This is a genomic window from Pseudomonas baetica (assembly GCF_051216495.1).
GTDB classification, from domain to species: Bacteria; Pseudomonadota; Gammaproteobacteria; order Pseudomonadales; family Pseudomonadaceae; genus Aquipseudomonas; species Aquipseudomonas baetica_B.
In genome coordinates, this window is the sequence record NZ_JBPKAM010000165.1 from 1 (window position 1) to 8,329 (window position 8,329).

An 8,329-nucleotide genomic window follows, 5' to 3' on the forward strand; every position below is an offset into this window, starting at 1 on the left:
CCCCCCCCCCCCCCCCCCCCCCCCCCCCCCCCCCCCCCCCCCCCCCCCCCCCCCCCCCCCCCCCCCTCCCACAGAGGTTACAGTGTTCAATGCATTGACCCGTTTGGCTTAACCATTTTAAGGATGATCCTGGCATGTCCACCCTCGACACTTCCCTGCAAGACACTTCTCTACAAGATGCTGGCGCCCCCGAGGGCGTTTGCTACGGCTGCGGCGGGTGCAATCCCCATGGGTTGCACATCAAGAGTTACTGGCACGAGGACGGCGAGCATGTCGTTGCCGAGCATGTGCCGGACGAGAAGTATTGCGGTTGGCCGGATCTGGTGTACGGCGGATTGATCGCGATGCTGGTCGACTGTCATTCCAACTGGACGGTAATGGCTTATCACTACCGCGCCGAACAACGCGAAGTCGCCAGTCTGCCTCGCATCAATTGCGTCACCGGCAACCTGGGCATCAAATTCATCAAGCCGACACCGATGGGTGTACCGCTGACCCTGAAGGCCAAAGTGGAAGGCGATGTCGGGCGCAAGACCCGAGTCATCTGCGAGGTCTACGCCGGGGACGTGCTCACGGCAGTGGGCGATTCGGTGTTTGTCCGGGTCGATACCGGGCAACTGGCGGATGCGGCACATGGGCGCTAAGGCGCCCCGCCTCTAAAACATGTGGTAGAGCACCAGCCCACCCTCGGCATCCGGGCTCGCGTCAGTAAAGCCTTTGACCGCGTACAGCTGGATCTTCCACTCCTGGCTTAGCTTGTGTGTGAGGAACAGGGTGAACTCCTGAATTTGCGAACCGGTGGAGACAACCTTCTGCCTCCAGTCGTAGGAGGTACCCGCCGTGGTACGCGCAGCCACGGGAATGGCGAAGCCGAGGCTGATAAAAAACGGATCGTCGAAATCGCTGTCGGGTGGATCACCAAACTTTTTCCACCCCAGCGTCCCGAAGGCGGTCACCCGGCCAAAAGCCTTGGTGATATCGACTTGAGCGGTATAGTCGGTTTCACCAGTGCCCAGGCACTGATCTTCATCGGCCGTGGGGAACTTGACCTTGCCGATCAGATCCAGCAAGACGCCCTCCTCACTGCCATCGAGCAACGCGTAACCTGCGCTGGCGACGGTATCGCCCAAACCGCTTTCCACGTCCCGGCAACCACCGGGCAGCGGGTCGCCGTTCGGACCGACTTCGGGATTGGTGATGCGTAACCAAGGGATGGTGACCTTGTATGTCATGGGGCCGGTCTCATACTTTCCCGCGATGGGGACGTACCAGATCTCCGATGTGGTGCCGGTACCATAGTCACCGCTTGAATAGTCCAGACCGATGGCCGTGGTAAAGGTATCGGCCGGGGCCGGTACGGCAAAGCACGCCAACAAACCGGCAAAAAGGGGGAGCATGGGTCTCATCGTCACCTCAAAGTCCCGTTGAGAAGTGTGATCGTACCCAGCCTAGTAGCTTATTCACCGGTTGTAGAATCGTCGCGACGCTTGAATCTAGCGGCCAGATCGATCCGGATGCTCCACTTTTTCGGTTTTCTCCACTTTTTCCACTTCTACCTTCTCAGGCCTTTCGACCTTCTCCACTTTTTCGGGCAGCTCGACTTTTTCTACCTTTTCAGGTCGTTCGACCTTCTCGACTTTTTCAACTTTCTCGGGCCGCTCCACTTTCTCGACTTTTTCTGGTCGCTCCACCTTTTCGACTTTCTCTACCTTCTCCGGCCGCTCCACTTTCTCGACCTTCTCTGGGCGCTCTACCTTCTCGGCTTTTTCAACCTTCTCGACCTTTTCAGGCCGATCGGCTTTCTCGACCTTATCGGACCGCCCACTATTGCTCTCGCTCTCAGGCTTTTCCACCTTGTCGACGTGTTCCGATTTTCCGGACTTGTCTACCGTTTCAGACTTCCCGCTGTTACTACGGTCGGAAGCGTGGCTATCTGTGTCGCTGCCACCACTGCTCTCACTGCGAAGGCTTGCATCGCGCCCGCCGTGGCCGCTGTTACTGCTGCCTGAGCTGCCTGAGTCATCCGCGCCCTGTTCGCGGTCACGTTCCAGATGGCCCCTGCCCGAGTTATCGATGCGTTCGACCTGCAATTCGACGCGGGTTGCCCGCACCTCACGCCCGCTACTGAAGACCCCGCTGACCCGAACGCGTTGGTCCACCGCCAACTTGGCGGGCGGTTCGCCTGCAAACACAGTGTCATTGCCCAAGGTCACATTGAAGCCTGCAACCACCAGGCGGCGGTCCTGTCGGCTCTGCACCAGACCCTCAATCACAGCCTCCTTCACACGACCGGCAAAAGGCAGGCTCGGGTCAGGACGGCTTTGAGCGACCTCCAACTGGCGACCGGACCACTGGCCACGCACCAGCACTTCCTGCGCGGGCGCCACGCGGGTTCCCAGTTTCAATCCCTGGAGGGTGCCGGTACGGTCGATCGAGCCAATGGCGCTGGCTTCTCGAAGGCCCGGCGCCCGTTCGATGCGGCTGGCCACCACTTCACCCTTGGCATCGCGCAGGCCGCTGACCTTGACCGGCTCGCCCGGACGCAGTCCTTCAGCGACCCGTGCTCCCGCCGCAAGACGCACGGGTTGCCCCATGACCCGCAATGGCGCCGAAGCATTGGGCAGTGCCGTCAACGGCCCTTCATAGACGTTGAGGATCGAAATGCGCCCGGCTTGCAGGCCTCGCTTGGTGGGGAACGCCTCCACCGCGATCACTTGACCGATCGCCAGGTGTGCGCTGCTGGCCGCAACGCCGTTTTCACTCACCGGCACGTCCTTGCCATAGTGCACTTCCATGCCATTGACGCAGACCGAAGCGAATCCGGTGATGGTGCCGACGATACCCGTGCCGCCAGTCCCTCCCGGACGCTCGATCGGTGCGCCCGTGCCACCCATCCCGCCGCTGCCATGATGCATGAGCGGGCCATCCACGCCGCCAGCCACCGCGCCTGTACCGCCGGTGCCACCAGGACGCTGTTGCAGCGGCGCGCCGGTGCCACCCACGCCACCGCTGTCGCTGTGAATGCCGGTACCACCCACGCCGCCGGCCTTGGCTCCGGTCCCCCCCACGCCACCGGGAAACTGCAAGCCCGATGCGCCCGACATGCCCACTTCATCGCGGCTGATACAGGCCGGTGCGGCGTCCACCCACGCGGGAATCACCAGGGTCAACCCCAGACCCAGGGCAAGAGTGACGGCACTGACGCAGCGCTTGAGGGGAATCATGGGACAGGTGTCTTCGGCGAATCGGGATCGGTGGGTTCAGTGTAGAAATAAAGTCCGATGGTGATGCGCTGGCGTTGCTCGGTGCTGGTCAGATCGAGGTTCTCGAGGTCTGCGGCAAGCCGACTGAAACCGAGCAGTGTTTGCATCCCCTCCCTGGCCACAGCCTCACGCAAAGCCTCGACGCTGACCGGGGCCAGTGCATCGTAGTGCACACTGCGCTCGAAGAAAGGCTGGCCGTCCCCGCTCAGGTTATGCACCGCTGCACTGGCATGATCGTGCAGGTTGTGGCCCAGGTAAGCCGCTTTTTCGTCGAAGCCCTTCTGTGGCACGAACGCTTGGGCTTCAAGGTGCACACAGTCCTGTTCGTCGAGCCGCACAATCCCCAGGCGCAACCATTCGTCGAGCACGACCCGCGCGCGGATGTCGGTGCTGATCTTCGCCACCAGGGCGTCGAAGGAGCAATCACCGCCCGTACTGGCCAGTCTTGGCAAAGGTAAAGCAAGGCCGGCTCCGGTGCAGAAAGGCTGACAGTTGGTCCAGGCGTAAACCAGTTGCGCACCTAACGTAATGTTTTCCGGCAGTGCAGAAACCGCCGCGTCGCTCTCGTTTCGCAGCCGCCGGACATCCTTGCGATGAACGCCCGTGAGCAGGCTGATGCGGCTATCGCTGGGAACCTTGTCGTCCAGGCGAAACTCGCGATCGGCCACATCCACGAACACCTCTTTGAGCAGATCGACGAATACCGTATAGGTGACCCCTTTGCGCAGCATCAGGCGCACCAGCGGGCGCATGACCTGCCGCAGGGCTCTTAACAACGAAGGAGGTAAAGTGGGCGATTGCATTCAGCGCATTCCTTGACAGATAAACCCAGTATAACGACGCGGGAAAAATTCCCATATGTGCCGATAGCCACTTTTTTCAGGTGTCCAGGGATAGCTGTTAGCGCTCATTGCCTATGGGTTGAATGGGGCGATAACGGGCTGGGCCACGCCTCATGCAAAACCCGCCCCCAAGGTTTTGCATGAGATCCCATCAGAGCCATTTAGCTCCTGCTGTTGTCGTCCCCGGGTTCGCCTCCGGCGTGAACGCCGCGGTCATCGCCCGGTTCGCCACCCACATGGTTGCCACGATCATCGCCAGGCTCACCACCAACGTGATTGCCATGGTCGTCTCCAGGCTCGCCGCCAACATGATTGCCATGATCGTCCCCGGGCTCGCCGCCAACATGATTGCCATGATCATCGCCAGGCTCTCCACCAACGTGATTTCCGTGATCATCGCCCGCTTCAGCATGGTTGCCGCTACGACCCGAATTCGAAGCCCCGCCGTGGCCTTGGCCTGCATCGCCATGGCTGCTGCCACTATGACCACCACCGTTGCCAGCATGACCGCCACTACCACCGCTGCCACTGCTGCCACCGCCACTTCCGTTACCGCCGCCGCTTCCACCATGACTGCCTCCACCGCCGCTACCGCCGCCGTTTCCACCGCCGTTACCGCCACCGCCTCCGTTGCCGCCACCACCTCCTCCGTTACCGCCACCACCACCGCTCCCGCCTCCTCCGTTTCCGCCGCCTCCTCCGCCGTGGCCACCACTGCCGCCGCTGCCACCACCGCCATGACCGCCGCCGTCTTTGGCGTAAGCGCTGGAGTCATGGGAAATCGAATCAGGAACCAAAACGATGGACGCCGACAGCACGCCACCAATGGCCATCGCCAATAGTGTCCGTTTGAACAGCCTTTGAATGTGCATTTTCCGTCTCCTGGTCAATACCGCGAGAAACGCCAAATCAAATCGGGAATGGTTATAAATTCTTGGGGTTTCCTTGCGTGGGATTTTTTCCCACATCGAAAAACTAGACCTCTTCGCACGGAGGTTCAAGCGGCACACGAAAAAGTCGACCGATGGTTGGCCCACAAAGAAATTGGAAGGGATTGCTGCGTGATGGGATTTTCAGGCGAGACAGGCACCTGCGGCCGTAGACCGCGGCCAAGTGCCAGGATGATAGAAAACTGATCACCGTACATACCTGGGTACTACGTCGTTCATACGCATGTATCCACGGCCTTTACCAACGCATGACAGACGCCACCGACCGGATCTTTTAACTTGCGCCATGACCCACCTCATCAGTGGGTCTGCATCGCGCACAGGTCAGTCATTCCGCCCTCAAAACCAAGCAACTACTCTCCTGGAGTCAAATAAACATGAGTGCATCCCAAAAGGTCGTCATTGTCACCGGCGCGTCTCAAGGCATCGGTGCTGAAGTGGTCAAGGCGTTCCGCAAGCTCGACTACCGAGTCGTCGCCACCTCTCGCTCGATCAAACTGTCGGACGACCCGAACATCCTGGCGGTCGCTGGCGATATCGGTGATCCGGCAACCGCGCAGCGTGTCGTTCGCGAAGCTGTCGCGCAATTTGGCCGAATCGACACACTGGTCAATAACGCCGGCATCTACATCGGCAAGCCTTTCACCGAGCACTCCATCGAAGACTTCGATGCCGTCATGAACGTGAACATGGCGGGCTTCTTCCACATCACCCAACTGGCCATCGCCGAAATGCAAAAGCATGCCAGCGGCCATGTGGTGACCGTCACCGGTAGCGTAGAAAACGGTATCAGTGGCGCGCATACGGCATTGGCGGCCATGACCAAGGGGGGATTGAGCGCCGTGACCCGGTCGCTGGCGATCGAGTATGCCAAGCAAGGCATCCGTATCAACGCGGTTGCACCGGGCGTGACCAAGACGCCCATGCACAATGAGGAATACTACGAGATGCTGGGCAGTCTCCATCCGCTGGGGCGTATGGGCGAACCAAGCGAAATCGCCAGCGCCATCCTGTTCCTGGACTCGGCAGAGTTCATTACCGGAGAAGTCCTGCACGTCGACGGCGGCCAGAGCGCCGGACGGTAACAGTCAAAATCAGAGTCCTTGGCAGGTAGCGCGAGGGACTCTGCAGAACACTGTTCGCATTCGGGCACCTGGCAGATTTTCCACGGGGGCACACACGATATTTCTTCCCGCCACGCAGGCGTTTTCCGTCCATGTACCGTCACGGCCAACACGGGAAAGCTTGCGCAAAAATTCGTCACAACAGGCCATGACTTCATTCAGAAAAGGCGTTTCGCCCAACAAATACGGGGTTTAATGGACGAATGGTCGAGAGGCGTCAAGCACGGGGAATTACCGGGAGCCTGAAGCCACTACAGGCTGCCCAAATCGGTTCGTTCGTCGAGGTGAAATGAACTTCACTTTCACCCTGTGTCAGATTAAGTCCACGTTAAGCGAACTTCAGTGGAGGTATAGCCTTATGAGCATGGCCACAATTGTCAGTGCCGTGATTTCCAGTCTCGCGCCAACTGTCTTCGACCAGAACGGCCTTCAAGAACCCGGCGCGCATGTCTCAGCCGTCGATTACCACTACGGAATGGAAATCGATGTAAAGCGGATATTGAAGCGCACCGATACATCTAACAAAACAGGCGTGGTACCGGTGACGCTGGTTTATGAAGACAGCCGGGGTGAGGTTCACAAGATCCGTTTCCTCGAATGGGGCGCAAGCCCTGCCAACCCTACCAGCATTGCCTGATCCGCTCGCCGTCAGGGTTCTGGCCCTCGCCCGCCCCCAGAAGCGGAAGTTAAACCTCATAGGCACTCAGTGCGAATGATGTTTCTGGTAGTTGAAAATAGACATGATCGAATGATTAAACATTCATTCGCAAGAATCGCTATTGCCCTGACAGCGTAATACTGCAGGACTATTTAATAAAAATTATTGGATCTTAATTGCAATCAGCAACGGCAAACTCCAATTAAGCCGTGCCGAGCGCCCTATCGATTCATTATTGAAGTCAAGAGGTCACCATGGAGCTTAGTATGTTTTCTTCGTCCACCGTGGAATATTTGCGTTTGGGCGTTGTGTATTTTCATCTTATCGCCTGCTGTGTTGCAATCGGTCTTGTCTTGACCAGCGATATTGCAATGGTCAAGCAACTCCTGAAGGGGAATGTGTCAAGTCACCATGATGACGCCCATATGGAAAGTCTTCAAAAAACCGTTGTACTTGCACTTGTAGCGCTTTGGATTACGGGCATTGGCATTATCGGGATCGATTATGCCGGCAAGGGGATGGAGTATTTCCTCAATCCAAAACTGCAAGCAAAAATCGGGATAGTTGTACTGTTGACCTTTAACGGTTTCCTGTTGCATAGCGCTGTATTGCCGGCGCTGAAAAAAGCCGGTTCGTTACTGAAACTTTCCTTCAGCCTGCGCATGCTGGCGCTGTTCTCGGGGGCACTCTCCGGCGTGTCGTGGTTCTATGCCGCCATGCTGGGTGTGGGTCGTCCGCTGGCCTGGAAGTACTCGCTGATCGAGTTGCTGGCTGCCTATCCGTTCCTCATCGCCGGTGGATTCGGGCTGATGGTACTGCTCACCGCCTGGGCAAAAAACAAAGATACCGAAGGGCGTATGGCGCAAGACAACTGGACAGCACGAAACGCCGCCCTGGCTTGATGATAAAGCCAGATTGAATAAGCAAGTTCTGCTTCAGCAAATAAATAACACTGTTATCCATTAATAAACTCTCACTTGAGGAAACCCAAATGAAATCCATGAAAGTTCTCTTCGTAGCCGCCGCTCTGACCGCTTCTTCTCTGGCCATGGCCACAGGTGGCGGTGATCGAACCTTCACGCGCATGGAGTCGGCCCGGAAAGTTTCGATGGAAGCCTTCCAGGTTGCACAGAAACAAAAGGCTGAAGCCGCTGTTGCCGAAAGCAAAGCCAAGGCGACCAATCGCACCAACGGCTAATCGGTGAAACGCTCCCCGAGGCTGACAGAAATAGTCGGCCTCAAGCGTTAAATGCCGCAACCAAGGTGCTGCCAGCGCCGGTTTAATCGGGTTCCTGGTTAAACCGGCGCGTTGTATCGGCCCGTTGAATCCACGGTCGATTGCTGCCTTTCGAGAGGGGCTCCAAACGGCCGATTCTGTTGAAAAAGTCGGATTTTCGGCTCGCCTGAACTCACGCACGATCACCACCGAAGAATCTACTCACCACATCGAGTGGTTTTTCGGCTCTTCGTTGACCTTTGCTGCTCAGTTAGT

At 58.1% G+C, this 8,329-nt stretch carries 9 protein-coding genes; 5 read left to right on the forward strand and 4 right to left on the reverse strand.

The window, feature by feature from the left end:
* Positions 1-134: 134 nt before the first annotated feature.
* Positions 135-644 carry a PaaI family thioesterase gene (locus tag ACSFE6_RS29830; RefSeq protein ID WP_435430965.1) on the forward strand — a complete coding sequence of 170 codons (510 nt, stop codon included), beginning with the start codon at positions 135-137 and terminating at the stop codon, positions 642-644.
* Between the two features lie 12 nt (positions 645-656).
* Here ACSFE6_RS29830 and ACSFE6_RS29835 read toward each other — a convergent pair whose 3' ends face one another.
* The 4 genes from ACSFE6_RS29835 to ACSFE6_RS29850 form a co-directional block, all read right to left on the reverse strand.
* Complete coding sequence (locus ACSFE6_RS29835) at positions 657-1,406, reverse strand: hypothetical protein (protein WP_435430966.1); 750 nt, start codon at positions 1,404-1,406, stop codon at positions 657-659.
* Between the two features lie 87 nt (positions 1,407-1,493).
* Positions 1,494-3,224 carry a DUF5666 domain-containing protein gene (locus ACSFE6_RS29840; protein WP_435430967.1) on the reverse strand — a complete coding sequence of 577 codons (1,731 nt, stop codon included), beginning with the start codon at positions 3,222-3,224 and terminating at the stop codon, positions 1,494-1,496.
* Positions 3,221-4,066 (reverse strand): DUF6502 family protein, encoded by an 846-nt coding sequence (locus ACSFE6_RS29845; protein WP_435430968.1) that lies wholly within the window; start codon positions 4,064-4,066, stop codon positions 3,221-3,223. The genes ACSFE6_RS29840 and ACSFE6_RS29845 overlap by 4 nt, the downstream gene beginning before the upstream one ends.
* Positions 4,067-4,266: 200 nt before the next feature.
* Positions 4,267-4,977: a hypothetical protein gene (locus ACSFE6_RS29850; protein WP_435430969.1), complete on the reverse strand. Its 711-nt coding sequence runs from the start codon at positions 4,975-4,977 to the stop codon at positions 4,267-4,269.
* 455 nt (positions 4,978-5,432) lie between these two features.
* Here ACSFE6_RS29850 and ACSFE6_RS29855 point away from each other — a divergent pair, with 455 nt between their 5' ends.
* From ACSFE6_RS29855 to ACSFE6_RS29870, 4 genes are all read left to right on the forward strand, one after another.
* Positions 5,433-6,140, forward strand: a complete 708-nt coding sequence (locus tag ACSFE6_RS29855) for an SDR family NAD(P)-dependent oxidoreductase (RefSeq protein WP_435430970.1) — start codon at positions 5,433-5,435, stop codon at positions 6,138-6,140.
* A gap of 397 nt (positions 6,141-6,537) precedes the next feature.
* A complete protein-coding gene (locus ACSFE6_RS29860; RefSeq protein ID WP_435430971.1) occupies positions 6,538-6,816 on the forward strand; it encodes a DUF2790 domain-containing protein in 279 nt (92 codons plus the stop codon).
* 275 nt (positions 6,817-7,091) lie between these two features.
* Entirely contained in the window at positions 7,092-7,739 is a 648-nt protein-coding gene (locus ACSFE6_RS29865; RefSeq protein ID WP_435430972.1) for a hypothetical protein, read from the forward strand.
* Between the two features lie 89 nt (positions 7,740-7,828).
* Positions 7,829-8,035 carry a co-regulatory protein PtrA N-terminal domain-containing protein gene (locus ACSFE6_RS29870; RefSeq protein WP_435430973.1) on the forward strand — a complete coding sequence of 69 codons (207 nt, stop codon included), beginning with the start codon at positions 7,829-7,831 and terminating at the stop codon, positions 8,033-8,035.
* The last annotated feature ends 294 nt before the right edge of the window (positions 8,036-8,329 follow it).